Here is a 26,795-nt window from a genome sequence, read left to right as displayed (position 1 = left end):
GCACACCCGGACGGAGCCGCGCCAGGTCCGTGCCCGGTCCGCGCCAGGCCAGTGCCCGGTCCGCACCAGTCCATGCCCGGGTCCGTGACCGGTCCGCCGGCCCGCGCCAGGTCCGCGACCGGCCCGGCCCCGCCCGTCCGTTCCCGTGTTCTTCGTGTCCGTCGTGACCAGCCAGGGGGAGCCTTGCAGACACGTCACATCTTCCACGCCGTCGACTCACACACCGAAGGCATGCCCACCCGCGTCATCACCGGCGGCGTCGGCACCATCCCCGGTGCCACGATGGCTGAACGGCGCACCTACTTCCAGGAGCACCGGGACGCCGTACGCACCCTGCTCATGTACGAACCGCGCGGCCACGCCGCCATGAGCGGCGCGATCCTCCAGCCGTCCACCCGGCCGGACGCGGATTACGGCGTCCTCTACATCGAGGTCTCCGGCCTGCTGCCGATGTGCGGACACGGCACCATCGGGGTGGCGACCGTTCTGGTGGAGACCGGCATGGTAGAGGTCACCGAACCCGTCACCACCGTACGGCTGGACACCCCGGCCGGACTCGTCAGCGTCGACGTCCAGGTGAAGGACGGCGCGGCCACCGCGGTGACGTTCACCAACGTTCCGGCGTTCAGCGTCGCGCTCGACCGGACGGTGGACGTACCCGGCTACGGGACGCTGCGCTACGACCTCGCCTACGGCGGGAACTTCTACGCGATGGTCCAGCTGTCCGACCTGGGGCTGCCCTTCGACCGGGCGCGCAAGGACGACATCCTGGCCGCCGGGCTCGCCCTGATGGACGCGGTCAACTCCACCGACCGCCCCGTACACCCCGAGGACCCGGCCATCCACGGCCTCAAGCACGTGCAGTGCATCGCGCCCGGGTCCGACGCCCGCCACTCCCGGCACGCGATGGCCATCCATCCGGGCTGGTTCGACCGATCGCCGTGCGGGACGGGCACCTCGGCCCGCATGGCCCAACTGCACGCCCGCGGTGAACTCCCCCTGGAAACCGACTTCGTGAACGAATCGTTCATCGGAACCTCGTTCACCGGACGTCTGGTCCGGGAGACCACCGTGGGCGGGCTGCCGGCCGTCGTCCCCACCATCACCGGCCGTGCCTGGATCACCGGTACCGCACAATTCTTCCTGAACCCGTCCGATCCCTTCCCCGAAGGATTCCTGCTGTGAAGCTTCCCCTGCTCGGCGTTGACGACATCGCGGCCCTGGGACCGACCGGAGCCGTGGACGCGCTGGAGGCGGCGCTGAGCGGGGGACTCGATCCGGAGACGGCACCGGCCCGGCACCATGTCGACGTGCCCGGCGGGGAGCTGCTGATCATGCCCGCCAGCACGGGGCAGGTGACCGGAGTGAAGATCGCCGGGGTCGCCCCGGCCAATCCGGCGCGCGGCCTGCCCCGGATCACCGGCAGCTATCTGCTGCTCGACGCCCCGACACTGGTGCCGATCGCCCTGCTGGACGGGGCCGCGCTCACCACCCTGCGCACACCGGCCGTGTCCGCACTGGCGATCCGCCACCTCACCGGGCCCGTCGTGCGCCATCTGGTGCTCTTCGGAACGGGTCCCCAGGCGTACGGGCACCTCGCCGCGGTGCTCGCGGAACGTCACGTCGAACGGGTCACCGTGATCGGCCGGAACCAGGACCGGGCCGAGGCGCTGGCCGAGCACGCCCGCCGGCTCGGAGTGGATGCCCGCACGGGGCGGGCCCGGGGCGCCGGTGAGGTCGCCACGGCCGATCTGGTGCTCTGCTGCACCACGTCCGCCACCCCGTTGTTCGACGGTGCCCTGGTACCTGACGGGGCGACGGTCGTCGCGGTCGGCTCGCACACCCGCGATGCCCGGGAGGTCGACACCCAGCTGGTCGCACGCTCCGCCGTGGTCGTCGAATCGCGGGCGGCGGCGCTGTCGGAGGCGGGCGATCTGCTGATCCCGATGGCGGAGGGAGCTTTCGGGGCCGAGGACATCGACGCCAACCTCGCCGAGCTGGTGACCGGTCGCGGCCCCGGCGGAGAGCCGGCCGGATTCGCGGGACCCCGGTTCTTCAAAAGCGTCGGAATGGGCTGGGAGGATCTCGCCGTCGCCGCGGCGGTGCACCGGAATACCGTGTCGTGAGCGAGTTGTCCACAGCTCCGGAACGATGGGCCCTGATGGAAACGTGACATTGTATTCTGAGGCCCCGTACGGCGCTGGAGGAACAGAATATGGCCCGCCTGACGACGCTCAACGCCATCTCCGCGCAGGAGCACTTGCGTGACCGGGTGGCAAACGCCCTCAGGGCGGCCCTCATCGCGGGGGACCTCCGTCCGGGCGTGATCTACTCAGCGCCCGCTCTCGCCGCCGACTTCGGGGTGTCCGCCACCCCGGTCCGCGAGGCCATGCTCGACCTGGCCCGCGAGGGCCTGGTGGAAGCCGTGCGCAACAAGGGTTTCCGGATAACGGAGTTGACCGAACAGGACCTCGACGACTTCACCGAGCTGCGGGTCATGATCGAGGTCCCCACCGTCGGCCGCATCGCCCGGATGGGCCGGACCAAGGAGCTGGAGGCGCTGCGGCCGCTCGCCCAGGCGATCGTCGCGGCCGCCGCCGAGCACGACATCATCGGCTACCTGGAGGCCGACCGCCGCTTCCACCTCGAACTGCTGGGCCTGGCCGGAAACCGCCGCCTGGTGGAGGAGGTCAGCAATCTGCGCAAGCGATCACGGCTCTTCGGGCTGAACCGGCTCGCCGAAACCGGGCTGTTGGTCCAGTCGGCCGAGGAGCACGGCCAACTGCTCGACCTCCTGATCGCCGGGAACGCGGAGCGCGCCGAGAGGTGCATGCTGGCTCATATGTCACATGTCAGGAACCTCTGGGCCGAGGAGGAACCCAACGACACGGGCGCAGGTGGCAGGCAGATCAGAAGGGTCTCGCTCCCGGTCACGGAGGCCTGACCCGCCGTCGGCCCTGCTGTCCCTGCTTCAGCCCCACCACCCCCGCCCTCTGCCCCCCTGCTTCAGTCCACACCCTCGCCGGCTGCCCAACCGCCGGCACCGGCCACACCCCCGCCCCCACCGCCGGCCCCACCGCCGGCACCGGCGGCGGGGCCGGTCGTCAGGCCCGGCTCTCCAGCAGCGAGCCCATCCACTCCTCGATGCCGTCGGCGGTGCGCGGCAGCGCCGACGACATGAGGCGGGCCCCGTCGGCCGTGATCACGAGGTCGTCCTCGATCCGCACCCCGATCCCGCGCAGCGACCGCGGCAGTGTTCCGTCGTCGGGCTGGAGGTAGAGCCCGGGTTCCACGGTCAGCACCTGACCCGGTTCCAGACGCCCGTCCAGATAGGAATTGGCCCGTGCCTGCGCACAGTCGTGCACGTCCATGCCGAGCATGTGGCCACTGCTGCACAGCGTGTACCGGCGGTAGAGGCCGTTGTCCGGGTCGAGTGCCTCGTCCGCGGACATCCGCAGCACGCCCCACTCGTGCAGACCTTCGGCGATGACCCGCATGGCCGCCAGATGGAAGTCACGGAAGCGCGCCCCCGGGCGCAGGGCCGCGATGCCCGCGTCCTGCGCGGCGAGCACCAGCTCGTAGACGGTGCGCTGCACAGGGGAGAAACGGCCGGACAGAGGCAGGGTGCGGGTGATGTCGGCGGTGTAGAGCGTGTCGGTCTCCACTCCGGCGTCCAGAAGCAGCAACTGGTCGCGTTCCAGCGGTCCGTCGTTGCGGATCCAGTGCAGAACACAGGCGTGTGCCCCGGCCGCGGCGATCGTGGAGTAGCCCGGACCGTTCCCCTCCAGCCGGGCCCGCAGATCGAAGACGCCCTCGATCCAGCGCTCGCCGCGCGGGTGCCGCAGTGCCTGCGGCAGGCTTCGGACCACGTCCTCGAAGCCCGCTGTCGTCGCGTCGACGGCCTGCTGCAACTGCCCGACTTCCCAGGGGTCCTTGACGAGCCGGAGCTCGCTGAGGACCGCTTCGAGCCCGGCCGGCGCCGAGCGCCCGAGCGGGAACGTGCTTCGACAGCGCAGGAGTTCGTCGACGGACGGGTCCACGCCGCTCAGGAACCTGACCGGCGGCTGCGGCCCGGTGAGCAGCTTCTCCCAGGCGTCCAGACGGGCGCAGCGGATGCCGGTCAGCCGGGCGGCCTCCGCCAGGTCGGGCCTGCGCCCGACCCGGAACTCCCCGTATCTGCGGTCACGGTAGAACTCCTGACCGGTGCGCGGTGACCGGGGCCGCAGATACAGCACCGCTTCGTGCCGTTCGTCACCGTCCGGTTCCAGGACGAGTACGTGACCGGCTTGGTCCTCGCCGGTCAGGCCGGTGAGCCAGGCGTAGCCGGTGTGCGGCCGGAACCGGTGGTCGGTGTCGTTGGAGCGGACGGCGAGTGCCCCGGCCGGAATGACCAGGCGCTCGCCGGGGAAGCGGGCGGCGAGCCGGGCGCGGCGGGCGGGGGTGGCGTCGTAGGAGGGGGCGCGGGCGTCGGTCGGCAGGGGGGTGTCCGTCCATGCCGTACGCATGAAGGTGTCCAGGGCGGATGACACCGGCAGGTCGTGGCTGCCGGTACGGGGCGCGGAGGGGTAGTGGGGCACGGGCCTTGCTCCTCGGGGCTCGGTAGGTGCCCGGCGCGGGGCTCCGGGCTCTGTCGGGACGCGGTGGTCCGGCGACCGAAAACGCGGTGATGGCGACCGGCGTGCGTGAGCCGTATCCCAAATTCCGTACGGAAAAAGGAAGTTGTCGCGCAGATGAATGTGCGTGAGAGGGCTTCCTAAGGACATGTGACATGTGCCATTGTACAGCGCGCAGAGGGAGGAGCCGTGCTCATGACACAACGTCAGAGCGGTCGGACCCGGACTGGCACCGCCCCCGCGCATTCCCCCACAGCCGCGCCTCGTTGCGCGGCCACCACTCCGCTGGGAGGCGGCACGTGAAGAACCGAACGGTTCGACAGAGATTCACCGGACTGTCCACTGTGGTCCTGGCAGCATGCCTGGGCGTTGGCCTGTTCACCGCACCGAGCCAGGCCGTGGGGCAGCGCCCCGGCACCTCGGCCGCGGCGGCGGGCCATGCCCGCAACGCCGACGCCGCATCGGCGCGCGAGGAGAGGGGATCCGCAGACCCGGGCGGTCCCTCCGCCCAGGCGCTGACCGCACCCACCGGCGACGCCGCCCATGCCGGCCGTACGGCCCTCAAGGCCGCCGACCGGCCGCCGCTGTCCGCGTCCAAGGACGCGCTCAAGCGGGATTACGACGACCCCGGCGCCGCGCTCCCGAGCCACCTGGCTCCCTCGATGAAGGCCGGAGCCCGCGCCAAGGCCAAGGCCAAGGGGATGGCCGGCACCGCCGCCGCGTGCAATGTCTCCGACTTCACCAGCCGTACCGGCAGTGCCCTGGTCGAGCAGGTCAAGTCATCGACCACCGACTGCGTCAACACCCTGTTCAACGTGAAGGGCAACGACGGCTATCTCGCCTTCCGGGAAGAGCAGATGGTCACCATCGCCAACGCCCTGCGCGACGGATCGGCCTCCTATCCCGGCGACAGCAGCACCGGCATGCCCCAGCTGGTCCTCTTCCTCCGGGCCGGTTACTACGTGCAGTACTACGACCCCGGCACCGTGGGGGAGTACGGGCAGCAGCTGACCACGGCCATCCAGGGCGGACTCGACGCGTTCTTCGGCTCCTCGCACGCCTTCGACGTCACCGACGCCAACGGCGAGACCCTTTCCGAGGCCGTCATCCTGATCGACAGCGCCGTGCAGAACGCCCGCTATCTGTCCGTCGTCAAGCGGTTGCTGGCCGACTACAACTCCTCGTACAACAGCTCCTGGTACATGGTCAATGCCGTGAACAGCGTGTACACGGTGATGTTCCGAGGCCACCAGGTGCCCGAGTTCATCAGCGCGATCGAGGCCGACCCCAGCGTGCTGAACGCGCTGCACGACTTCGCCGCGAACCACCTGGACCTGCTGGGTACGAAGCAGTCGTTCCTGGCCTCCAACGCGGGACTTGAGCTCGGCCGTTTCCTCCAGGAGACGTCCCTGCGCGCCAAGGCCAGCCCGCTCGCGGCCGACCTGCTCGGCAAGAGCTCCATCACCGGCCCCACCGCCCCGCTCTGGGTCGCCCTGGCACAGATGGTCGACTCCTACGACAAGGCGAACTGCTCGTACTACAACGCCTGCGACCTCGCGACGCGCCTCAAGGCCGCCGTCCTGCCGGTGAATTACACCTGTAGCGACAGCATCCACATCCTGGCGCAGCAGATGTCCACCGAGGACCTCGCCGCGAGCTGCACCAGTCTGCGCAACCAGGACGCCTACTTCCACGAGGTGGTCCGGGACAACGGCGCGGTCGCCGACGACCGCAACAACACCATCGAGGTCGTGGTCTTCGACTCCAGCGCCGACTACCAGACCTACGCCGGAGCGATCTACGGCATCGACACCAACAACGGCGGCATGTACCTGGAGGGCGACCCCGCGGCGGCCGGCAACCAGCCCCGCTTCATCGCCTACGAGGCCGAGTGGGTCCGTCCCGAGTTCCAGATCTGGAACCTGAACCACGAGTACACGCACTACCTCGACGGCCGCTTCGACATGTACGGGGACTTCGAGGCCGGGATGACCACGCCGACCGTCTGGTGGGTCGAGGGCTTCGCGGAGTACGTCTCCTACTCGTACCGCAAGGTCACCTACGACGACGCCGTGGCCCAGGCGGCGAACCACACCTACACCCTGCGGACCCTGTTCGACACCACGTACGACAACGCCGACCAGACCCGCGTGTACAACTGGGGCTACCTGGCGGTCCGTTACATGCTCCAGTCGCACCGCTCGGACGTCGACACCCTCCTCGGCCTCTACCGCAAGGGTGACTGGAACGGTGCCCGCACCCTGCTCACCTCGACCATCGGCAGCCGGTACGACGCCGACTGGAACACCTGGCTGACCGCCTGCGCGGCCGGCAGCTGCGGCAGCGACACCACCAACCCGCCCACCGACCCGGCGGCCGAGTGCACGGCGAGCGACACCCGGGAGCTGGGCAAGGACTGCAAGCGCAGCGGGCTGGCGGCCGTCAAGGGCGACTACGCCTACCTGTACGTGATCATTCCGGAGGGCACCACCCAGCTGAAGATCACCACGTCGGGCGGTACGGGCGACGCCGACCTCTACTACAACGCGAACGGCTGGGCGACCACCTCCGCCTACACCAGCCGGGCCGTCGGCGCCGGGAACGCGCACACGCTGACCATCGACAACCCGCAACCCGGATACCACTTCATCAGCCTGCACGGCGTCGAGAAGTTCGACGGTGTGTCCGTCTCCACCCAGTACTGAGCACCACCTGACAACGGCCGGCCTGTGGAGGGGAGCCCCTTCCGCGGGCCGGCCCTGCCGAACCTCATCGGTTCACCGCAGCCGCAGCCCGCCGGGCGGCGTGCCGTCCGTCAGGATCTCCACGATCAGCTCGAAGAGTGTCGGGCCCCGTCCGGCCAGGGCCTCGTCCAGCCGCTGTCGGACCGCCGCCCGGTTGGTGGGATCCACCCGGTCCAGGCTCTGCCGCAGCCAGCGGGCCGTCTCCTCGTGGCCCAGGGCCCGTGTGGAGACGGTGTGGTCCCGCCATTCCCAGGCGAAATCGCCGTCGTCCGGGGTGCCCATCCCGCCGCCGAGACAGTCCGCGAGGGCGTCGAGGTTGCGGCCGAAATAGCCGCCCGGTCCGTTCACGGCCTCGCCGATCACTTCCCAGAACCGCTCCAGGCCGGTGACCCGGGAGCCGTCGATCACATAGGTCACGGTCATGGGGGGAGCGTACAAGCCGCGGAGCGTACGGCTCCGCCGGCTGTCCCCGGTCCGTGATCCGCGCCGCAGGTGGGGGGCTGCGGCGCGGATCGGTCCGGAGGGTCCGGGCTTCAGCAGCCCTGGTCGATCAGGTCGAAGGTGGCGTAGTGGTCGCCGGTGTAGTAGTCCTCCTGCGCCTTCTCGCCGGTGACGATCCGTCGCGCACCGCGGGTCGGGGAGCCGGGGGTGATGACCGTGTACTCGTGGTAGTAGCCGGTGCTCTGGCTGGGCAGGACGCCTTCACGGTTCTGGAAGACGACGCCGTCCTGCGAGTACGGGAACGGGCCGCCGACATCGATCAGGTGGAGGGTGTCGTGCGCCTGGGAGGGCAGCGCCGAGTAGCAGACGCTGCCGACCGAGGTGAAGGAGACGGCGGAGGCGGAGGCGGTGGAGTTGGTCGTGGCGGAGGCCGCGGAGGCCGGGGCGCCGACGAGGAGGACGGACAGGAGGGCGGCTGCGCCACCGAGCGTGGTGATCCGTGGGGGGATTCGCATAGCCACCATGATGACGCGCGTAGACACGGTCCCGTCAACGTCAACCGATGTGAATTTTTTGGAAGTTAACCCGGGGGAAGGAAATGTGTCGTGCGTGTGTCCGGCGGTCCCCGGACCGGTTCCGGACCTCTGTTCACTTATTGATGAGTCGACAAGCGTGGCGGCTCGTCTGCGGGGCATGCATCCGGTGAACACGTTCCGCGGAGGAGCTCGACGAGAAGCGGACACCACGGGAGACCGGACGACGAGCAGGGGGCGATGAACTGTGCGGGCGGGGGAGACGATGGAGCGTCAGGGAGATGCCGATTCCATGGGGGGCGGAGCCTCGCACGAGCCGGGGGCGAAGGGGCGGCAGCCGGTCCGGCTGCGTCGCAGACTGGCCCATGCCGATCTGGCGGCCGTGGGCGAAGTGCGTTCGGCGTTACGGGAGTTCCTGCGCTACCGATGGCGGGAGGAGCCTGCCCAGGTGGCCGAGCTCCTGCTCAGCGAGCTGGTGACCAACGCGCTGATCCACACGGGACACGGCGCGGTCGTCACGGTGAGCGTGGCGCCCACCGCCCTGCGGGTGGAGGTACGGGACTTCGTGCCCGGACTGCCCCTGCCGTACGTACCGAACGCCGACGACGGTACGCATGGCCGGGGGCTGTTCCTGGTGCAGAGCCTCGCCGACGCCTGGGGGGTCGGTGCCCACGCGCTGGGCAAGGTCGTCTGGTTCGAGCTGGACGGCGAAAGGCCCTGACGGGCCGGCCGGGGCCGGCCCGTCAGGGCCAAGTGAACTGCGGATCAGCCGAACTGCTGCTCCAGATCCTTCAGCTTCCGCTCCAGCGAATCGAGCCGGGGCAGCGCCTGGGTGTCGTCCTCCGCGGTGAGGTCGACGGTGACGGGATCATCCGGGCTCCGCTCCGAGGCGGCGCTCGGACCCGTCACGGCTTGCAGGGATGGCCGGGGGCGCAACGGCAGTTGTCCCGGCTCGGATATGGCGGGCTCCACGACGGACTGTGTGGAGCCCGCCGCGGGGGCGATGGCCTGGACGTCCACCTGGGTGCCGCCTCGGCCGACCCGGCGCCAGGCCCGGTTCTGCCGGTTCAGCGCCTTGATGTGGGCCCGGTCCAGCTTCTCCTGGTCCTTCCTGCGCAGGCGGTTCTGCTCCTTCTCCCGCCTGTCCTCACGTACTTCCTCGACCGCCTCGTCCAGCGTGCGTACGCCTTCCAGCAGCATCAGCGACCAGGCGCCGAAGGTCTCCCGGGGAGCACGCAGCCACCGCACGATCCGGATCTGCGGCAGCGGGCGGGGCACCAGGCCCTGCTCGCGCAGCGCGGCCCGGCGGGTCTGCTTCAGTGCCCGGTCGAAGAGCACGGCCGCCGAGAGCGACATCCCCGCGAAGAAGTGCGGGGCGCCCGCGTGGTCGATGCCGCGCGGCGCGTGCACCCAGTTGAACCAGGCGGCGGCACCGGCGAACGTCCACACGAGCAGACGCGAGCCCAGCGCCGCGTCACCGTGGCTGGCCTCGCGCACCGCGAGTACGGAACAGAACATGGCCGCGCCGTCGAGGCCGAAGGGGACGAGGTACTCCCAGCCCCCGGAGAGGCCGAGGTTCTGCTCGCCGAAGCCGACGAGCCCGTGGAAGGAGAGTGCGGCGGCGACCGCCGCACAGCAGAACAGCAGCACATAGGAGGCGCTGGCGTACAGGGTCTCCTTACGTCTGCGGCGCTCCTCGCTGCGTTCCCAGCTGTCGTCGGCCGGGGATGTGTCGGCGGCGCGCTTGCCGCGTGCGACCACCGCCACCGCCGCCAGGACTCCCACGAGCAGCACGGCGCCCGGAAGCAGCCAATTCAGCGATATGTCGGTCAGTCTCATGCGCGGTCCCTTGCATTGCGTAGGGCATTTCGGGCGCCATGATTGCCGAAACCCCATCATGCACAGGGGGTTTCGGGGCAAGAGAACGCCATTGGGTCGGCACGGCGTACGGATGACCGGCATCAGCTCGAATGCCCGCACGCGGCCGATGAGTTGCGTTCGAATTGTACTACTCGCTCGGGCGGTGTTGATCAGTGAGCGGGCGTCAGCTTCCGTACCCGGTCGGCATCACAGGTACGCGGGCAGGTGACGCAGGTGTCCTCGGGGCGCAGAGTGTAGAAGAGACAGCAGCTCGCCCGGTCGCGGGTGGGCAGCGTCTCGCCGTTCGGCCCGGTCAGTTCACGGAAGCCCGCGGTGCCGACGTACGGCTTCGTGGTGCCCGGCAGGAGCGCCTCCAGCTCGGCCATGGCCCGCCGCTCCTCGCCGAGCAGATGGGCGATGTACCAGAGCCCCTCGACGACCTCGTCCGTAGCCATGCCCCACAGCGCACGCCCGCGGCGCCGCATCCGGGGGCCGAAGCCGTCGAGCACCGGGCCGATGTGGTCGGCCACCGCCGCGAGCACCTCGGCCCGCAGCGCCGCCTCGTCGGGCACCACGCGGGCGCCCGGCAGCACGGCGGCCGGGTCGTCCGGCAGACAGGCGAATTCCCGCACCCGGAGGGTCAGGTGCCCCAGCGCCCGCTGGAACGTCACGTCCTCGACGGGGATCCGGGGCACCCGCCGGTGCAGGAACCAGGGCACCGTCACCAGCAGGCAGGCGGGCCAGGCATAGCGGTGCAGTCCGAAGCTGGCGACCACGTCCGGACGGGGCTCCTGCCCGTAGTCCCGTACCACCTGGGCGTGGTCCCAGGAGAGGAAGGTGTCGAGCGCCGCGCCCCCCGCCGCGAGCTCGTGCGCACCCACCCAGCCGGCGCCGTCCGGGGCGGTCTCGCCGTCCGTCAGCACCTGTGCGCGCAGCCCCGGGAAGACCTCGGCGAGGCGTGCGTAGGCGTCCGTCACGGCGGACGCCGTGGTGCCGGGAAGCAGGGCGGGGAGTGTCATGCAGGGACCACCGAATCGCGACCGTTTGCAGGTTAGCCTTACCTTACCCGACCGGATCGATGTTTGAACTGCAGCGTCCTGCGCCTATCGTGCACAAGGGGCATGGTGCACGCGAGCCGCGCCCACGGCAGGCCGAGGAGGTCCGAGTGGAGCAGGGCAGGGCAGGTGAGGCGTTCGGGACCGCCGCGCCCGCGACCGTCCCGGCGGTCGTCCGGGTGCCCGAACAGGCCCGTGGTGAGCACACCCACAGCGAGCCGCCCGCCCCGCGCGCGCCGGTGCAGCGGCACTCCGTGCGCGGCCAGATCCTGGAGGCGCTGCGCGCGGCCCTGGTCGACGGCCGGCTCGTTCCGGGGCAGGTCTATTCGGCCCCGGCCCTCGGCGCCCGGTTCGGGGTCTCCGCCACACCGGTGCGCGAGGCGATGCAGCGGCTGGCCATCGAGGGCGCGGTCGAGGTCGTGCCGAACCGGGGGTTCCGGGTGTCCGAACGGGGCCCCCGCGAACTCGCCGAGCTGGCCGAGGTACGGGCCCTGATCGAGGTCCCCGTGATGCTGCGGCTGGCCCGTACCGTCCCGCCCGGCGCCTGGTGCGCCCTGCGCCCGCTGGCCGACGCCACGGTGGCCGCCGCGGCCGTCGGCGACCGGGCGAGCTACGCCGAGTCCGACCGGGCCTTCCACGGTGCGGTCCTCGCGCTCTGCGGCAATGAGCAGCTGGTGATGGTCGCCGACGACCTGCACCGCCGTTCCCAGTGGCCGCTGGAGAGCAACCCCGCCACCCGCCGCGCCGACCTCCTCGCCGACGCCGCCGAGCACACCGCCCTGCTCGACGCGCTGATCGCCCAGGACCTGCCCGTCGTGCAGTCGCTCGTCCGGGAACACTTCACCGGCGCCGAGGGCTGACCGGGAGCGGCGCCCCGGACCCGCTGCCGGGCCCGGGGCCGCTCAGTTGGCCTCGGCCGTCTCCGCGGGGGGCGGGTCCAGATGCGGCGCCAGCCAGGTCGGTACGCCCCCGAGCAGCCGGAACAGGCGGCCCGCCTCGGCGCGCAGCCGGTTCGCCAGCTCGGGTTCCGGCTCGGAGTCGGCGAGGGCGATGAGGGCCGGAGCCGTACCGATCAGATAGCCCAGCTCCTCCCTTATCCGCAGCGACTCCGCGAAGCCGTGCCGGGCCTCGGCCAGCTCGCCCTCGCGCAGGGAGAGCAGGGCGAGATGGCGCCAGGTGGAGGAGAGCAGCAGTGCGTCGCCCTGGGCGGTGGCCCCGGCGTGGGCCCTGCGGTACGCGGCGCGCGCGGCCTCCGGGGAGTCGGCGATGTTCTGCGCCATCAGACCCCGCCGGAAGTCCAGCAGCGGCCGGCCCGGCGCGGACGGGGCGAGCAGCGCGGCGGACCGGCTCAGCGCGACACTGGCCTCGTCGGCCCGGTCGCGTACCCCCAGGAGTGTCGACGCGTACGCCAGATGGCCGCGTTCGCACGCGGCCGCCCCGCGTTCGTCGTCGTCGTGGGCCAGCGCCTCCGCGGTACGCAACGCGTCCTCGGCGTCCGTCCAGCCCTCTCCGGTGTACAGGCACCGCTCGGTCAGCAGGGCGGTCCGCTGGAGCGCGGCGGCCGGGTCGATGAGGGCGCCGGGTTCGAGCAGGGCCGCGGCGTCCGTCCAGCAGGCGCGTGACCGCAGCCGCCATACCGCTGTCTGGAGCGGCGGATCGTCATCTGCTGTCGTTCCGGAACCAGACATGGCGGTATGCGCCACATTGCCCTCCCCGAGCGCGCCATCGAGCTGTTGGGTCTGGCGGCATCTCAGCACGGATCGGCACGCCGGGCCAAGGGGTCGTTCCCTCTCAGGTGAAAGATTTCACAAACGAGTGGAGCGGCCAACGGCCGTGACAAGGCCCGGAAATCAGCTCATACGCAGGGCGAGGAAGAAATCGAGCTTGTCCTCCAGGCGCGAAAGGTCACGCCCCGTCAACTGCTCGATTCGCCCGACCCGGTAGCGCAACGTGTTGACGTGCAGATGGAGCCGGGCCGCGCAGCGGGTCCACGAACCGTCGCAGTCCAGGAACGCCTCCAGCGTCGGGATCAGCTCCGCGCGGTGGCGCCGGTCGTAGTCGCGCAGCGGGTCGAGCAGGCGTGCGGTGAACGCGCGGCGCACGTCGTCGGGTACGAACGGCAGCAGCAGCACGTGCGAGGCCAGCTCGTGATGTCCGGCCGCGCAGACCCGGCCGGGGCGGGCCGCCGCCACCCGGCGCGCGTGCCGGGCCTCCTCCAGGGCGCCGCGCAGCCCTTCGGGCGAGTGGACGGCCGCGCTGACACCCAGGGTCAGCCGGCCGTCGTCGGCGAGGCCCGCGGAGAGCGGTTCACGGACCGCCGCGAGCAGCACATCGGCGTGCAGCGCGGGATCCTCGTCGGCCTCGGCGCGCGCGGCGTCCGGCCCGGCGTCCCGGGCCGGCGCGGTCACGGCCGGCAGCGGTACGAGGGCGACGGCCTCCTCGCCCGTGTGGGCGACCGCGATCCGGTCCGCCGAGTCGGGGCCGGTGACCGCGGGGTCGACCAGGATCTCCTCCAGCAGGGCCTGGGCGACCGGGCCGCCCGCGACATCGGGACCGGGGCCCGCCGGGGTCCCGGCGGCGGTCCGGCCCTCCGTGCCGCCCCACTCGACCCGGGCCACCACGACCTGCCAGTGCGGCGCCGTCCCGAGGCCCGGCAGCAGCACCGGGGCCGCGACCCGCAGTCTGGCGGCGATCTCGGCGGGCGGGGCGCCCGTCTGGACCAGCTCCAGGACCTCCTGGGCGAGCCTGCGGCGTACCGTACGGGCCGCGTCGCGCCGGTCCCGTTCGACGGCGATCAGCTGGGTGACGCCCTGGAGGAGGTCCAGCCGGGCCGACGGCCAGTCGCTCGCGTCCGCCTCGACCGCCAGCAGCCAGTCCGAGAGCACCGACTCGCGGACATCGCGGGAGGCAGGGAGGGCGCCGCGGCCGGTGTTCCGGATCGGGAAGAGCGAATACGCGGTGCCGTCGACCGTGGCCCGGTGCGGGGCCCGGCGGCCGGTGCGGGTGGCGGCCAGATGGTGGCCGGCCAGCGCCGCGCCGACCGGTCCGGGCAGTGACGTTTCACCGGCGCCCGCGATCTGCCGGCCGGTGGGGGAGAGCACCCAGGCGTGCAGGTCGAGGTCGGATCCGAGCAGATCGAGGACCACCTCGGGGCCGCCGCCCGTCGGGCCCGAGGTCATGAGTCTGCGGTGCCGGTCCACGACCGCGGCCAGATCGCCCGCCCGCTCGCCGGACACCTGGCGGACCACATGTTCGGTGATCGTTGCGAACGCGACGGTCTCATGGACGGCGAAGAGCGGCAGCCGGTACTGGGCGCAGGCGGCCACCAGATCGCCGGGGATGTCGCCGAGCTCCGCCTCGCCGGCCGCGAGCCCGGCCACCCCGGCCCCCGCCAGGATCCGTACGAACGGCTCCGAGTCCGCCGCGTCCCGGCGCCAGGCCAGGCCCGTGAGGACCAGCTCGCCGCCCGACAGGTAGCGGCTGGGATCCCGCAGGTCGGTGGTCATCACGCCACGGACGGAGCGGTCCAGCTCGTCCTCGCCGCCGAGCAGCCGCAGGCCCAGCGCGTCGGTCTCCAGCAGTGCGCGCAGCCGCATTCGTCGCCGCCGATCTCTTTCGTTGGTGCGGGTGAAAACTGGGTATTGCGGTGAGGTTACCGACCCCCGCCATTCGTTCGAATCTACAAGACGAGGAGATCGACCAGCCAACTCCTTCATGGTTTCGGTGACTGCACCGGGTGGAGCACGGCTTGTGTACTTGGCCCCACAGCGCGTTAACAACATATGAACGCCAGAGCCGAGGGCCGGCCGCACCCCGCCCCCCGTGAACGACCCGATCCAGAAGAAGAGAGCCACTCATGGACTTCCTTCGCCCCGCCAGCTGGGAGGAGGCGCTCGCCGCCAAGGCCGAGCACCCGACGGCTGTGCCCATCGCGGGTGGCACCGATGTGATGGTCGAGATCAACTTCGACCACCGCCGGCCCGAGTACCTCCTGGACCTGAACCGCATCGGAGACCTGACCGAATGGGAGGTGGGCCAGGAGACCGTACGGCTCGGCGCCTCCGTCCCGTACAGCCACATCATGGAGCACCTGCGGGCCGAGCTGCCCGGACTGGCGCTCGCCTCGCACACCGTCGCCTCGCCCCAGATCCGCAACCGCGGCGGCGTCGGCGGCAACCTGGGCACCGCCTCGCCCGCCGGGGACGCCCACCCGGCCCTGCTCGCCGCGGGCGCCGAGGTCGAGGCCGCATCCGTCCGCGGGACCAGGATGATCCCGATCGACGCCTTCTACACCGGCGTCAAGCGCAACGCCCTCGCACCGGACGAGCTGATCCGGGCCGTGCACATCAAGAAGGCCGACGGGCCCCAGCAGTACTCCAAGGTCGGGACCCGCAACGCGATGGTCATCGCCGTCTGCGCCTTCGGCCTGGCCCTGCACCCCGAGAGCCGCACGGTGCGCACCGGCATCGGCTCCGCCGCCCCCACCCCCGTACGGGCGAAGGAGGCCGAGGAATTCCTGGACGCCGCGCTGGAGGAGGGCGGCTTCTGGGACAGCCGGACGATCATCACCCCGTCCATCGCCAAGCAGTTCGCCACGCTCGCCGCCGGTGCCTGCAACCCCATCGACGACGTGCGCGGCACCGCGAGCTACCGCCGGCACGCGGTGGGGATCATGGCCCGCCGCACGCTCGGCTGGACCTGGGAGTCGTACCGCGGCAACGGCCGCAGCACCGAAGGAGCTGCCTGATCATGCGCGTCAATTTCACGGTCAACGGCCGCAGGCACGAGGCGGACGACGTCTGGGAGGGCGAGTCCCTCCTCTACGTGCTGCGCGAGCGGATGGGCCTGCCCGGCTCGAAGAACGCCTGCGAACAGGGCGAGTGCGGCTCCTGCACGGTCCGCCTGGACGGTGTGCCGGTCTGCTCCTGCCTGGTCGCGGCGGGCCAGGTGGAGGGGCGCGAGGTCGTCACGGTGGAGGGCCTCGCCGACTTCGCCGCCCACCGGTCCGAGCGGCACCCCGGCAGCGGCTGCGCCCCGGGCGCCTGCGGCACCGCGCTCGACGAGGCCCGTCGGTGGGAGGCGAGGCCGAGCAGCGAGGAGAGCCGGGAGGGCGGTGAACTCGCCCCGATCCAGCAGGCGTTCATCGACGCCGGAGCTGTCCAGTGCGGCTTCTGCACCCCCGGCCTGCTGGTCGCCGCCGACGAACTGCTGGAACGCAACCCGGAACCGTCCGACGCGGACATCCGCGAGGCGCTCTCCGGCAACCTCTGCCGCTGCACCGGCTACGAGAAGATCCTCGACGCGGTCCGCCTCGCGGCCGCCCGCGCGGAAGAAACGGTCTGACGATGGGCGTAACCGGCAACCCCACCAGCATCAACCAGGGCACCCGCACGAAGGGCGGCATCGGCGAGTCCACGCTCCGCCCCGACGGCATCCTCAAGGTCACCGGCGAGTTCGCGTACTCCTCCGACATGTGGCACGAGGACATGCTCTGGGGCCACACCCTGCGCTCCACGGTCGCGCACGCCGAGATCGTCTCCATCGACACCTCGGAGGCGCTCGCCACCTCCGGTGTCTACGCCGTACTCACCTACGACGACCTGCCGACCTCGGTGAAGAACTACGGCCTGGAGATCCAGGACACCCCCGTCCTCGCCCACGGCAAGGTCCGCCACCACGGCGAACCCGTGGCACTCGTCGCCGCCGACCACCCGGAGACCGCCCGCCGGGCCGCCGCGAAGATCAGGATCGACTACCGCGAGCTGCCCGTCATCACCGACGAGGCCTCCGCCACCGCCCCCGACGCGATCCTCGTCCACGAGGGCCGCGACGACCACCACGCCGGGCACGTACCGCACCCGAACATCGTCCACCGCCAGCCCATCGTCCGCGGCGACGCGGACGCGGCGGCGGCCCGCGCCGATGTCGTCGTCAGCGGCGAGTACGTCTTCGGCATGCAGGACCAGGCCTTCCTCGGCCCCGAGTCCGGACTGGCGGTGCCCGCCGAGGACGGCGGTGTCGACCTGTATGTCGCCACCCAGTGGCTCCACTCCGACCTGCGCCAGATCGCACCGGTCCTGGGCCTGCCCGAGGACAAGGTCCGCATGACGCTCTCCGGCGTCGGCGGGGCCTTCGGCGGCCGCGAGGACCTGTCGATGCAGATCCACGCCTGCCTGCTCGCCCTGCGCACCGGCAAACCCGTCAAGATCGTCTACAACCGGTTCGAGTCCTTCTTCGGCCATGTCCACCGGCACCCGGCGAAGCTCTGGTACGAGCACGGCGCCACTCGCGACGGCAAGCTGACACATATGAAATGTCGCATCGTGCTGGACGGCGGGGCCTACGCCTCCGCTTCCCCGGCCGTCGTCGGCAACGCCTCCTCGCTCTCCGTCGGCCCGTACGTCATCGACGACGTCGACATCGAGGCCATCGCGCTCTACACCAACAACCCGCCGTGCGGCGCCATGCGCGGCTTCGGCGCGGTACAGGCCTGCTTCGCCTACGAGGCCCAGATGGACAAGCTCGCCACCGAACTGGGCATGGACCCGGTCGAGTTCAGGCAGCTCAACGCCATGGAACAGGGCACCCTGCTGCCGACCGGGCAGGTCGTCGACTCGCCCGCCCCGGTCGCCGAACTGCTCCGCAGGGTCAAGGCCAGGCCGCTGCCGCCCGAGCGCCAGTGGGAGGTGGCCGGCGAACAGGCCGACGTACGGGCCCTGCCCGGCGGACTCTCCAACACCACCCACGGCGAAGGCGTCGTCCGCGGCATCGGCTACGCGGTCGGCCTCAAGAACGTCGGCTTCTCCGAGGGCTTCGACGACTACTCCACCGCCCGGGTGCGCATGGAGGTCATCGCCGGTGAGCCGGTCGCCACCGTGCACACCGCCATGGCGGAGGTCGGGCAGGGCGGCGTCACCGTCCACGCCCAGATCGCCCGTACCGAACTCGGCGTCGCCCAGGTCACCATCCACCCGGCCGACACCCGGGTCGGCTCGGCCGGCTCCACCTCCGCGTCCCGGCAGACCTATGTCACCGGCGGCGCCGTGAAGCACTCCTGCGAGGCCGTCCGCGAGAAGGTCCTGGAGATGGGGCGCCGCAAGTTCGGTACGTACCACCCCGCGTGGGCCACCGCCGAACTGCTCCTGGAGAGCGGCAAGGTCGTCACCGACGGCGGCGAGGTGCTGGCCGATCTGGTCGACGTACTGGAGGACGAGGCGATCGACATCGAGCTGGAGTGGCGCCACCGGCCCACCGAGGCGTTCGACCTCCGGACCGGACAGGGCAACGGCCATGTCCAGTACTCCTTCGCCGCCCACCGCGCGGTCGTCGAGGTCGACACCGAACTCGGACTGGTCAAGGTCATCGAACTGGCCTGCGCCCAGGACGTCGGCAAGGCGCTCAACCCGCTCTCTGTCGAGGGGCAGATCCAGGGCGGCACCATCCAGGGCATGGGCATCGCGGTGATGGAGGAGATCGTCGTCGATCCCAAGACCGCGAAGGTCAGGAACCCGTCCTTCACGGACTACCTGCTCCCCACGATCCTCGACACCCCGACCATCCCGGTCGATGTGCTCGAACTCGCCGACGACCACGCCCCGTACGGGCTCCGCGGCATCGGCGAGGCCCCCACCCTGTCGTCGACCCCGGCCGTCCTCGCGGCGATCCGGAACGCGACGGGCCTGGAGCTCAACAGGACGCCGGTGCGCCCCGAACACCTCACCGGCACCTGAGCCACGGCTCCACCCGGAACCTCCGGGCGGTGCGTGCCTCCCGGGAACGTCACACTTCCGCCGCCCGCACCGCCCGGAGAACCTGCCGTACCGCCGTACCGCAGCACCGTAGTCACGCGGTACGGCAGTTGAGCAGTACGGCAGTCACGCAGTACCGCACCACCCCGCGCCGCAGATGTGCCACGTCACATGTCACACGTCGTACGCGGTTGCGGTACGTACCGCTTCACCCGTCACATTCCACTCTGCATGAACAGTTCGCCTCGGGCCGTCCCCCGGGTCGTGCAGCCAGCGCAGTCATCCCAAATCCCGCATATCGATTCTTCATCGCGGGTGCCCCTGTGAACCTTGGGAGTCAGGCATCATGACCCAGCAGTCAGTGGAGCCCAGGACCGGAGCGGAGGACGCGGGCAACGGCTCGCGCGTCCCCGCCGGAAGATCCTGGCTCGACCGGTACTTCCACATCTCCGACCGTGGCTCCACCGTCGCACGCGAAGTGCGCGGCGGCATCACCACCTTCATGGCGATGTGCTACATCCTCCTGCTCAACCCGCTCCTGCTGTCCGGGCCGGACGCGGCGGGCCACCGGCTCAGCCACGCCGGGCTGATCACGGCGACCGCCCTGGCCGCCGCCGTCTCCACCCTGCTGATGGGCTTCATCGGCAAGGTTCCCCTCGCCCTCGCCGCGGGACTCTCCGTCTCCGGCGTGCTCGCCACCCAGGTGGCACCCCATATGACCTGGCCGCAGGCCATGGGCATGTGCGTGATGTACGGCGCCGTGATCGTGCTGCTGGTCGTCACCGGGCTGCGCGAGATCATCATGAACGCCATACCCCTGGCCCTGAAGCACGGCATCACCATCGGCATCGGCCTGTTCATCGCGCTGATCGGCCTGGTCAACGCGGGCTTCGTCGGCAAGGGCGCTCCTGTCACGCTCGGCGTCGGCGGGCAGCTGTCCGGCTGGCCCGTGCTGCTCTTCTGCGTCACCCTGCTGCTCATCTTCATGCTCCAGGCCCGCGATGTGCCCGGTGCGATCCTGATCGGCATCGTCGTCGGCACGGTCCTCGCCGTCATCGTCAACGCGCTCACCGACATCAGCCCCAAGGCATGGGGTGGCAGCGCGCCCGAACTCCAGGGCAGCGCGGTATCGATGCCCGACTTCGGACTCTTCGGCCATGTCGAGTTCGGCGGCTGGGGCGACATCGGCGTCATGACCGTCGGCATGATCGTCTTCACCCTGGTGCTGGCCGGCTTCTTCGACGCGATGGCGACCATCATCGGGGTCGGCACCGAGGCCGGGCTCGCCGACAGCAAGGGCCGGATGCCAGGCCTGTCCAAGGCACTGTTCATCGACGGCGCGGGCGGCGCGATCGGCGGCGTCTCCGGGGCGTCCGGGCAGACCGTCTTCATCGAGTCGGCGACCGGCGTCGGCGAGGGCGCCCGCACCGGTCTGTCCTCCGTCGTCACCGGTGTGCTCTTCGCCGCCGGACTGTTCTTCACCCCGCTCGCCCAGATCGTGCCGGGGCCGATCGCCGCCGCCGCGCTGGTCGTGATCGGCGCGATGATGATGCAGAACGCCCGGCACGTCGACTGGAGCGACCGCTCCGTGGCCGTGCCGGTCTTCCTGACCGTGGCCCTGATGCCGTTCACGTACTCCATCACCGCCGGTGTCGGCGCCGGAGTGATCTCCTTCGCCGCGATCAAGGCGGCGCAGGGCAGATTCCGTGAGGTGGGCGTCTTCATGTGGGTGCTGACCGGCGTGTTCGTCGTGTACTTCGCGCTCAGCCCGATCGAGAGCTGGATCGGCGCCAAGTAGCACCGGTGGCCGTCTCCCGCCCCTCCGCACACCCGTAGAAGGAGAAACGCCATGCTGGACATCGCCGAGGAGCTCGACCGGTGGGTCGGGCAGGGACGCGAATTCGCCGTGGCCACCGTCGTGGCGATCGGCGGCAGCGCGCCCCGGCAGCCCGGGGCCGCGCTCGCCGTCGACCGCGACGGCACGGTGATCGGATCGGTCTCCGGCGGGTGTGTGGAGGGCGCGGTGTACGAACTGTGCGGGCAGGCGCTGGACGACGGTGCCGCGGTGCGCGAACGGTTCGGCTACAGCGACGAGGACGCCTTCGCGGTCGGACTGACCTGCGGCGGCGTCATCGACATCCTGGTGACACCGGTCCGTGCGGACGACCCCGCACGGGCGGTGTTCGCCGCCGTGTTCGCCGCCGCCGCACGGGGGTCGGCGGCGGCGCTCGCCCGGATCACCGACGGGCCGGCGGAACTCCTCGGGCGCCCGTTGCTCGTCCATCCGGACGGCTCGTACGAGGGCGGGCTCGGCGGGCACCCGGAACTGGACCGCACCGCGGCCGCCGACGCCCGCGCCCTGCTGGACGCGGGCCGCACCGGTTCCGTCGTCATCGGCGCCGACGGCTCGCGCTGCGGACAGCCGCTCACCCTGCTCGTCGAATCGAGCGTCCCACCGCCCCGGATGATCGTCTTCGGGGCCATCGACTTCGCCTCGGCACTGGTCCGGGCGGGCAAGTTCCTCGGGTACCACGTGACATTGTGCGATGCCCGCCCCGTCTTCGCCACGCAGGCCCGCTTCCCCGAGGCCGACGAACTCGTCGTCGACTGGCCGCACCGCTACCTCGCGGCGACCGAGGTCGACGCGCGCACCGTCCTGTGCGTCCTCACCCACGACGCCAAGTTCGATGTCCCGCTGCTGGAACTGGCATTGAAGCTGCCGGTCGCCTATGTCGGGGCGATGGGATCGCGCCGAACCCATCTGGAGCGCAACGACCGGCTGCGCGACGTCGGCGTCACGGAGCTGGAACTGGCCAGGCTGCACTCGCCGATCGGCCTCGACCTCGGAGCCCGCACCCCCGAGGAGACCGCGCTGTCGATCGCCGCCGAGATCGTCGCCGACCGGCGCGGCGGCAGCGGCGTACCGCTCAAGGGCGCGCACACCCCGATCCATCACGAGCCCGGCCCGCCACCGAACGGAGTGATCACTTCCGTGGCCTGAACCGGCCCCCGGATCGCAGCAGCTGCGGGCGGGTTGCCGCCACGGCGGCTTCACGCCAGGGTGAACTCGACTGCGCCCCGGGTTTTGCCGGTAGATCAGCAGCATGACTTCCACACCTTCCTCCGCCTCCGGCCGGGCGAGATCCGCCCGCGCGGGACGCAGAGCGCTGCTGCTGGCGACCTCGGTCGCCCTCGCGAGCGGTGCGCTGGTCCCCGCAGCCGGTTCCGCCACTGCCGCCGCCGCGGGCGGGTCCCGGCCCGCCGACCGCCGGGCCGCCTCCGTCCAGGAGTACGACATCACCCTGCTCACGGGCGATGTCGTGCACTACACCGACGGCGTCGGCAAGCAGGACACCGTCACCGTGGACCGCCCCGACGGCGCGACCGGCGGCGTGCACGTCCAGCAGGCCGGCGACGACATCTACGTACTGCCCGACGAGGCCACCGCGCTGCTCGCGGCCGGGAAGCTGGACCGCAGGCTGTTCAATGTCACGGCGCTCGCGAAGATGGGGTACGACGACAAGCGGTCGGGCGGCATCCCGCTGATCGCCACCTACCCGGCGAGCAAGGGCCGTTCGCTGCCCGCCGCCCCCAGGGGCGCCAGGAAGGTCCGCACCCTCGACAGCATTCACGGCGCCGCGCTGAAGGCGGGCAAGGACACCGCCCGCACCTTCTGGAACGGCATAGCCACCGCCCCGTCGGCCCGCTCGCTGTCGGGCGGCATCGCCGAACTCTGGCTCGACGGCCGGGCAGAGGCGGCGCTCAAGGACTCCGTGCCGCAGGTCAACGCCCCGCAGGCGTGGGCCGAGGGATACGACGGCAAGGGCTCCAAGGTCGCCGTCCTGGACACCGGCATCGACGCCACGCACCCGGACGTCAAGGACCGCATCCTCGAAACCAAGAGCTTCGTGCCGGGCGAGGAGGTCGTCGACAGGAACGGCCACGGTACGCACGTCGCCTCCACGATCGCGGGCTCCGGCGCGGCCTCCGAGGGCGTCAACAAGGGGGTCGCCCCGGGCGCGGACCTGATCATCGGCAAGGTGCTCAGCGACGAGGGCTCGGGCGCCGACTCCGGCATCATCGAGGCCATGGAGTGGGCGAAGGCGGAGGGCGCCGACGTCGTCTCCATGAGCCTCGGCTCCAGCATCCCGGACGACGGCTCCGACCCCATGTCCCAGGCGGTGGACGCCCTTTCCGCCGACGGCGGTCCGCTCTTCGTGATCGCCGCGGGCAACGCCTACGGCGAGGGCACCATCGGATCGCCCGGTTCGGCGGAGAAGGCGCTCACCATCGCCGCCGTCGACAAGCAGGACAACCGCGCGGACTTCTCCTCCATGGGCCCGCTGGTCAGGTCCTACGGCCTGAAGCCCGATCTCTCCGCGCCGGGCGTGGACATCAACGCGGCTGCCTCGCAGTCGGTCCCGGGCATCGAGGGCATGTACCAGTCGATGTCCGGTACGTCGATGGCGACCCCGCATGTAGCGGGCGCGGCCGCCATTCTGAAGCAGCGTCACCCCGACTGGTCCGGCCAGCGGATCAAGGACGCGCTGATGAGCTCGTCCAAGGAGCTGCCGGACTACACCCCGTACCAGCAGGGCACCGGCCGGCTCGATGTGAAGGCGGCGGTCGACAGCACGATCGAGGCCACCGGCTCCGTCGCGGTCGCCTCGTACGACTGGCCGCACTCCCCGTCCGACCCGGTCGCCGAGCGGACCATCACGTACCGCAACACGGGGGCGAAGGACATCACGCTCGACCTGGCCACGGACACGGACGCCGATGCCTACACCCTCTCGACGAAGCGGCTGACCGTTCCGGCCGGCTCCACCGCCGGGGCCGTGCTCTCGCTGGACCCGTCGAAGGTCGCGAACAACACGCAGTTCTCCGGCCAGGTCGTCGCCAAGGACGCGGCGGGCACCACCGTCGCCCACACCGGCTTCGCCCTGAACAAGGAGCAGGAGCTGTACGACCTGACGCTGAAGCTCCGCGACCGCGACGGCAAGCCGATGGACGGCACCGTCGTCCTCGGCGCGCTGGGCGACCCGCAGCTGCAACCCGTCGCGGTCGCGGGCGAGACCACGCTGCGGCTGCCGCCGGGCAACTACACCGCCTGGACGGCGGCGGACATCGCCGGTGACCGCGCCGACTCCAAGGCCCTCGCCTTCCTCGCGGCCCCCGAGATCGTCCTCGGCAAGGCCACCACGGTCACCCTCGACGCCTCCAAGGCCCGCAAGGTCTCGGTGCGGACGCCCAAGGAGACCGAGACCAGGCAGCTGCGATATGACATGGCACGTACCGCACCGGACGGCACCGTCCAGCGTGACGCCTACCAGATCCCGCTGACGTACGACCAGCTGTGGGCGAGCCCCACCAAGAAGGTCACCCAGGGCACCTTCTCCTTCCTGACCCGCTGGCGGCAGGGCGAGAAGCTGATCGATCTGACGGCCGACGGCCGCGATGTCCCGGTGACCGTGCAGGGCGGTTCGCCGGTCGCGCAGAGCGGCACGCAGAAGCTCGCCGCCGTCTTCGCGGGCACCGGTGCCGCGGCCGACTACCAGGGCCTGGACGTCAAGGGCAAGGCGGTGGTCATCCGCCGCAGCGACGCGGTCGCCCCCGAGGACCGGGCCGCCAACGCGGTGGCCGCTGGTGCCAGGGCGCTCTTCGTCGTCAACGACGGCGACGGCGTCGCGATGGAGACGTACGCCCCCTACGGCACCGAGACCACCGTCCCGGTCGCCTCGGTCCAGCGCCTCGCGGGCGAGAAGCTGATCGACGTGGCCCGGCACGGCTCGAAGGTGACGATCGCCCAGCGGAAGTTCGCCCGCTACGTGTACGACCTGGTCGACCGCCACGACGGCGTGGTCCCGGACCGCTCGCTGGAGTACGCCCCGTCGGCCGGACGGCTGGCGAAGGTGGAGAACACCTTCTACGGCCACAAGGACATGCTCGGCGGCGGCTACCGCTACGACATCCCCGACTACGGTCCGGGCGTCGGCTTCGAGGAGTACGAGAAGTTCCCCGGCACCCGCGACGAGTGGGTCACCCCGCTTCCGGGCGCCTCCTTCTGGTACGAGAACCACTCGGTCCTCAACGCCGACGGGACGGACTTCGCCCAGGAGATGCGCAGCGGTGACCTGGACTACACGGCGGGGCGCACCTACCCCGCCGAATGGTTCGCCCCGATCGCCCGCCCGCGTCTGGGCACCGGCTACTGGGGGCCGTTCCGGTCCGTCTACAACGACATCCAGTACAACTTCACCCCGTGGACGGACTCCGGCGCGGGCCACTCGGGCGCCATGCCGGAGGACGAGTACGACACCACCACCACGGCCTTCTACCAGGGCGACACCCTGATCAAGAAGGCCGCGGGCCGGGCGGGCTTCGCCTGGGACGTCTCGCCCGAGAAGCTGCCGTACCGCTTCGTGCTCGACTCCGCCCGGGACGGGGACGTGTGGAAGACGTCCACCCGCACCCACACCGAGTGGAACTTCGTCTCGGGCGCCCTGGACGAGAACGGCCCGTTCCAGGCCGACATCCCGATGCTTCAGCTGGACTACCACGTCGACACCGACCTGGCCGGTGACGTGAAGGCCGGCAAGTGGACCGAGGTCGGTCTCTCCTCCGGTACGCAGGAGTGGCTGGCGGGCGCGGTGAAGGCCACCGGGGCCTCGTTGTCGGTGAGCTACGACGACGGGAAGACCTGGGAGGCGGCGCAGCTGCGCAAGAACGCGGCCGGTTCGTGGACCGCCCGGTTCAAGACCCCGAAGAGGGCCGGCGCGTTCGTTTCGCTCAAGGCGCATGCCGAGGCGGCCGACGGGCTGGGCGTCGACCAGGAGATCGTCCGGGCCTTCGGTCTGAAGTGACCCGCCGGACTTCGGTCCGAAGTGAACTGCTGAGCTTCGGTCCGAAGTGAGTTGCTGAGCTTCGCTCTTGAGGCGGCCGCGCACCCCTGCCGGAGGTGGGCGGCCGCCTCTTTTTACTGTTTCTTGATGAACAAAATTTGTCTACTTTGCCCGTATATGGTGGTCGATAAGGGCAGAAAGGGACTTATCGCGGCACGATGGAAGTTGCCACGGCGCGGCCGGGAGGCTTATAAGAGGAACGTGGCCAAGGCGAATCCGGGAATTCCGGGGACTGCCGCCATGGAGGTTTCCCCATGTTTCTCACTCCGTCCGACACGGAGAAATTGCTGCTGAGCGTCGCCGGAATGGTCGCTCGTGACAGGCGGGACCGGGGCGTACGGCTCAACTACCCCGAGGCTGTCGCGCTGCTCTCCTGCTGGGCCATGGAGCGCGCCCGCGAGGGCGCCCGCGTCAGTGATCTGATGACCGCGGGGCGGACTGTCCTCACCCGTGCTGACGTGCTGGAAGGAGTGCCCGAGATGCTGCATGACGTTCAGGTCGAGGCGACCTTCCCGGACGGGCGCAAGCTCGTCACGATCACCTCGCCGATCCCATGATCCCGGGTGAGATCCGGACCGGATCCGGCGAACTGAAAATCAATGACACCCGCACTCAATTGCAGGTTACCGTGGTGAATGACGGCGACCGCCCCATTCAAATAGGCTCGCATCTGCATTTCCCCGACGCGAATCCCGCGCTTTCCTTCGACCGGTCCTTGACCGAGGGATTCCGGCTCGACATTCCTTCCGGTACGTCCCTGCGTTTCGAGCCCGGAGTCGGCGCCGAGGTCCCCCTCGTCGCCCTGGGCGGCCGTCGGAAGGTGCCCGGCATCGTCGTGCCGGGAACCCGGGCCGTACGGACGGACGATCCGCGGGCCGCAGGAACGGACGGCATGTGAC

21 protein-coding genes are annotated in these 26,795 nt (G+C 70.8%); 14 read left to right on the top strand and 7 right to left on the bottom strand.

Annotated features, from left to right (window positions below):
- Positions 1 to 183: 183 nt before the first annotated feature.
- The 3 genes from GA0115234_RS15780 (at position 184) to GA0115234_RS15770 (ending at position 2,944) form a co-directional block, all read left to right on the top strand.
- Positions 184 to 1,185: a proline racemase family protein gene (locus tag GA0115234_RS15780; RefSeq protein ID WP_093542065.1), complete on the top strand. Its 1,002-nt coding sequence runs from the start codon at positions 184 to 186 to the stop codon at positions 1,183 to 1,185.
- On the top strand, positions 1,182 to 2,126 hold the full coding sequence (locus tag GA0115234_RS15775; protein ID WP_256088728.1) for an ornithine cyclodeaminase family protein: 945 nt from the start codon (positions 1,182 to 1,184) through the stop codon (positions 2,124 to 2,126). The genes GA0115234_RS15780 and GA0115234_RS15775 overlap by 4 nt, the downstream gene beginning before the upstream one ends.
- Before the next feature lie 89 nt (positions 2,127 to 2,215).
- A complete protein-coding gene (locus tag GA0115234_RS15770) occupies positions 2,216 to 2,944 on the top strand; it encodes a GntR family transcriptional regulator (protein WP_093542063.1) in 729 nt (242 codons plus the stop codon).
- Positions 2,945 to 3,104: 160 nt separating this feature from the next.
- Here the strand turns inward: GA0115234_RS15770 and GA0115234_RS15765 are convergent, their stop codons facing one another.
- Positions 3,105 to 4,577 carry an aminopeptidase P family protein gene (locus tag GA0115234_RS15765; protein ID WP_256088727.1) on the bottom strand — a complete coding sequence of 491 codons (1,473 nt, stop codon included), beginning with the start codon at positions 4,575 to 4,577 and terminating at the stop codon, positions 3,105 to 3,107.
- Between the two features lie 335 nt (positions 4,578 to 4,912).
- On the opposite strand from GA0115234_RS15765, the gene GA0115234_RS15760 reads away from it, so the two are divergent.
- Complete coding sequence (locus tag GA0115234_RS15760) at positions 4,913 to 7,318, top strand: M9 family metallopeptidase (RefSeq protein WP_093542062.1); 2,406 nt, start codon at positions 4,913 to 4,915, stop codon at positions 7,316 to 7,318.
- A gap of 72 nt (positions 7,319 to 7,390) precedes the next feature.
- Here GA0115234_RS15760 and GA0115234_RS15755 read toward each other — a convergent pair whose 3' ends face one another.
- Both GA0115234_RS15755 and GA0115234_RS15750 read right to left on the bottom strand, forming a co-directional pair.
- Positions 7,391 to 7,780 (bottom strand): barstar family protein, encoded by a 390-nt coding sequence (locus tag GA0115234_RS15755; protein WP_093542060.1) that lies wholly within the window; start codon positions 7,778 to 7,780, stop codon positions 7,391 to 7,393.
- A 110-nt stretch (positions 7,781 to 7,890) separates the two neighbouring features.
- Positions 7,891 to 8,313, bottom strand: coding sequence for a ribonuclease (locus tag GA0115234_RS15750; protein ID WP_093542058.1), 423 nt, complete (start codon positions 8,311 to 8,313; stop codon positions 7,891 to 7,893).
- A gap of 376 nt (positions 8,314 to 8,689) precedes the next feature.
- Here GA0115234_RS15750 and GA0115234_RS15745 point away from each other — a divergent pair, with 376 nt between their 5' ends.
- On the top strand, positions 8,690 to 9,052 hold the full coding sequence (locus GA0115234_RS15745) for an ATP-binding protein (protein ID WP_093542401.1): 363 nt from the start codon (positions 8,690 to 8,692) through the stop codon (positions 9,050 to 9,052).
- Positions 9,053 to 9,096: 44 nt separating this feature from the next.
- Here GA0115234_RS15745 and GA0115234_RS15740 read toward each other — a convergent pair whose 3' ends face one another.
- Together GA0115234_RS15740 and GA0115234_RS15735 are read right to left on the bottom strand one after the other, a co-directional pair.
- Positions 9,097 to 10,170 carry a DUF2637 domain-containing protein gene (locus GA0115234_RS15740; RefSeq protein WP_093542056.1) on the bottom strand — a complete coding sequence of 358 codons (1,074 nt, stop codon included), beginning with the start codon at positions 10,168 to 10,170 and terminating at the stop codon, positions 9,097 to 9,099.
- 191 nt (positions 10,171 to 10,361) lie between these two features.
- Positions 10,362 to 11,210, bottom strand: a complete 849-nt coding sequence (locus GA0115234_RS15735; protein ID WP_093542054.1) for a (2Fe-2S)-binding protein — start codon at positions 11,208 to 11,210, stop codon at positions 10,362 to 10,364.
- Positions 11,211 to 11,356: 146 nt separating this feature from the next.
- Between GA0115234_RS15735 and GA0115234_RS15730 the strand changes: the two genes are divergently transcribed.
- Positions 11,357 to 12,106 (top strand): GntR family transcriptional regulator, encoded by a 750-nt coding sequence (locus tag GA0115234_RS15730; RefSeq protein WP_093542053.1) that lies wholly within the window; start codon positions 11,357 to 11,359, stop codon positions 12,104 to 12,106.
- A gap of 42 nt (positions 12,107 to 12,148) precedes the next feature.
- On the opposite strand, the gene GA0115234_RS15725 is transcribed toward GA0115234_RS15730, so the two are convergent.
- Together GA0115234_RS15725 and GA0115234_RS15720 are read right to left on the bottom strand one after the other, a co-directional pair.
- Positions 12,149 to 12,934 (bottom strand): hypothetical protein, encoded by a 786-nt coding sequence (locus tag GA0115234_RS15725; RefSeq protein ID WP_093542051.1) that lies wholly within the window; start codon positions 12,932 to 12,934, stop codon positions 12,149 to 12,151.
- 162 nt (positions 12,935 to 13,096) lie between these two features.
- Complete coding sequence (locus GA0115234_RS15720; RefSeq protein WP_093542049.1) at positions 13,097 to 14,842, bottom strand: PucR family transcriptional regulator; 1,746 nt, start codon at positions 14,840 to 14,842, stop codon at positions 13,097 to 13,099.
- A 260-nt stretch (positions 14,843 to 15,102) separates the two neighbouring features.
- Here GA0115234_RS15720 and GA0115234_RS15715 point away from each other — a divergent pair, with 260 nt between their 5' ends.
- The 8 genes from GA0115234_RS15715 (at position 15,103) to ureB (ending at position 26,794) form a co-directional block, all read left to right on the top strand.
- Positions 15,103 to 15,993, top strand: a complete 891-nt coding sequence (locus GA0115234_RS15715) for an FAD binding domain-containing protein (protein ID WP_093542047.1) — start codon at positions 15,103 to 15,105, stop codon at positions 15,991 to 15,993.
- Between the two features lie 2 nt (positions 15,994 to 15,995).
- Positions 15,996 to 16,589, top strand: a complete 594-nt coding sequence (locus GA0115234_RS15710; RefSeq protein ID WP_093542045.1) for a (2Fe-2S)-binding protein — start codon at positions 15,996 to 15,998, stop codon at positions 16,587 to 16,589.
- A gap of 2 nt (positions 16,590 to 16,591) precedes the next feature.
- Complete coding sequence (pucD, locus tag GA0115234_RS15705) at positions 16,592 to 18,976, top strand: xanthine dehydrogenase subunit D (protein WP_093542043.1); 2,385 nt, start codon at positions 16,592 to 16,594, stop codon at positions 18,974 to 18,976.
- A 364-nt stretch (positions 18,977 to 19,340) separates the two neighbouring features.
- Positions 19,341 to 20,792 (top strand): NCS2 family permease, encoded by a 1,452-nt coding sequence (locus GA0115234_RS15700; protein ID WP_093542042.1) that lies wholly within the window; start codon positions 19,341 to 19,343, stop codon positions 20,790 to 20,792.
- A 51-nt stretch (positions 20,793 to 20,843) separates the two neighbouring features.
- On the top strand, positions 20,844 to 21,995 hold the full coding sequence (locus GA0115234_RS15695) for an XdhC family protein (RefSeq protein WP_093542040.1): 1,152 nt from the start codon (positions 20,844 to 20,846) through the stop codon (positions 21,993 to 21,995).
- Positions 21,996 to 22,098: 103 nt separating this feature from the next.
- Positions 22,099 to 25,857 carry a S8 family serine peptidase gene (locus GA0115234_RS15690; RefSeq protein ID WP_093542038.1) on the top strand — a complete coding sequence of 1,253 codons (3,759 nt, stop codon included), beginning with the start codon at positions 22,099 to 22,101 and terminating at the stop codon, positions 25,855 to 25,857.
- A 293-nt stretch (positions 25,858 to 26,150) separates the two neighbouring features.
- Positions 26,151 to 26,453: an urease subunit gamma gene (locus GA0115234_RS15685; protein ID WP_093542036.1), complete on the top strand. Its 303-nt coding sequence runs from the start codon at positions 26,151 to 26,153 to the stop codon at positions 26,451 to 26,453.
- Positions 26,450 to 26,794, top strand: a complete 345-nt coding sequence (ureB, locus tag GA0115234_RS15680; protein ID WP_093542034.1) for an urease subunit beta — start codon at positions 26,450 to 26,452, stop codon at positions 26,792 to 26,794. Before GA0115234_RS15685 ends, ureB begins: the two co-directional genes overlap by 4 nt.
- Position 26,795 lies beyond the last annotated feature (1 nt).

It is taken from the genome of Streptomyces sp. DvalAA-43 (assembly GCF_900091725.1).
Lineage (GTDB): Bacteria > Actinomycetota > Actinomycetes > Streptomycetales > Streptomycetaceae > Streptomyces > Streptomyces pulveraceus.
Note: the sequence above shows the minus strand (reverse complement) of the source record. Positions and strands in the feature narration are given on the sequence as shown.